Origin of the sequence: Acinetobacter sp. YH12144 (assembly GCF_013418345.1) — a bacterium.
GTDB classification, from domain to species: domain Bacteria; phylum Pseudomonadota; class Gammaproteobacteria; order Pseudomonadales; family Moraxellaceae; genus Acinetobacter; species Acinetobacter amyesii.
In genome coordinates this window covers 1-1831 of sequence record NZ_VPCD01000055.1, presented here as the reverse complement: position 1 = coordinate 1831, position 1831 = coordinate 1, and the positions used below count along the sequence as shown (strand labels likewise).

Here is a 1831-nt window from a genome sequence, read left to right as displayed (position 1 = left end):
GTAAATTTTCAGCGTTGCTGGCTCCCCGTCAGCCGGATTGGGTTGCATCGCAGGGGTGTCGAAAGAGTCAACTGCGGTCCAAAGCTGTTGGACTTGGGTGAAAAGGGCGTTTATTCTTCCTATACGTTGTTCAGAATAACATTGTTCCGCCAACAATCAATTCGGTAGATATTGAACCTGAATATAGGGATATATTTAACTTGACGTTACACCAATCACAACAACGGCAAGTGAATTACGCAATGAGTAATACTTTTGGTTTTGGCGGACACATTGCCACAAGTATTTTTAAAAAATATGCTGAATAGAGAGTAGGTGCTAACTTCGGTTTGCTCGTGTTGGCGCTAAATCGAAAGTTCAAGTATCCCAACATGTTCCTTCGTATAGAAGTTAAAAGTTGGCAATTATCGTAGAACAACCTACAGACAACACCAATATGTAACCGATAAATAATTACAAAATATGACCGACAGAGTAAACATCATCAATAACTACATCGATGGATACAACCAATTTGATATCAAAAAAATGGTTGCAGACCTTGACGATAATATTGTTTTTGAAAACATTCAAAATAATGATATAAGTTTATCGCTGAAAGGGTTAACAGCGTTTAAACAACAGGCAGAAACAGCAAAAACATACTTTGCAAAGAGAACACAGACAGTTAAATCGTTTAGGCATTTTGACAACAGCACTGAAATAGAAATTGATTATACAGCAATTTTAGCAATTGACTTTCCGAACGGCTTAAAAAAAGGGCAAAAGCTAAAGTTATCAGGAAAATCCGTGTTTGAATTTAAAAAAAACAAAGTGATTAAATTGACAGACATTAGTTGACATTAAAACCAGCGAACAAGAATATGACTTTACTAAAACATAAAAAAATTACAATAATTGGTGCCGGGCCTGTTGGATTAACAATGGCGAGATTGTTACAGCAAAACGGCGTGGACATTACAGTTTACGAGAGAGACAAAGACCAAGATGCAAGGATTTTTGGTGGGACACTTGATCTGCACAGGGATTCGGGACAGGAAGCAATGAAAAGAGCGGGATTGTTACAAACTTATTATGACTTAGCTTTACCAATGGGTGTAAATATTGTTGATGAAAAGGGCAATATTTTAACCACAAAAAATGTAAGACCCGAAAATCGTTTTGACAATCCTGAAATAAACAGAAATGACTTAAGGACTATCCTATTAAATAGTTTACAAAATGATACCGTCATTTGGGATAGAAAACTTGTTACCCTTGAACCTGATAAGGAGAAGTGGATACTAACTTTTGAGGATAAATCGAGTGAAACAGCAGATCTGGTTATTATTGCCAATGGTGGAATGTCTAAAGTAAGAAAATTTGTTACCGACACGGAAGTTGAAGAAACAGGTACTTTCAATATACAAGCCGATATTCATCAACCGGAGGTGAACTGTCCTGGATTTTTTCAGCTTTGCAATGGAAACCGGCTAATGGCTGCTCATCAAGGTAATTTATTATTTGCGAATCCTAATAATAATGGTGCATTGCATTTTGGAATAAGTTTTAAAACACCTGATGAATGGAAAAGCAAAACGCGGGTAGATTTTCAAGACAGAAATAGTGTCGTTGATTTTCTCCTGAAAAAATTTTCCGATTGGGACGAACGCTACAAAGAACTGATTCGTTTGACATCATCTTTTGTAGGGTTAGCGACACGAATATTTCCCTTAGATAAGTCTTGGAAAAGTAAGCGTCCATTACCCATAACGATGATTGGAGATGCTGCTCATTTGATGCCTCCTTTTGCAGGACAAGGCGTAAACAGTGGGTTGATGGATGCCTTGAT

General features: G+C 37.2%; 2 protein-coding genes. Both read left to right on the top strand.

The window, feature by feature from the left end; translation table 11 throughout:
* The first annotated feature begins 462 nt into the window (after window positions 1-462).
* Window positions 463-840: a hypothetical protein gene (locus FTU79_RS16350; protein ID WP_044502095.1), complete on the top strand. Its 378-nt coding sequence runs from the start codon at window positions 463-465 to the stop codon at window positions 838-840.
* 23 nt (window positions 841-863) lie between these two features.
* The coding region (locus FTU79_RS16345) for an FAD-dependent oxidoreductase (protein ID WP_373685478.1) at window positions 864-1831 on the top strand (968 nt) is incomplete at its 3' end.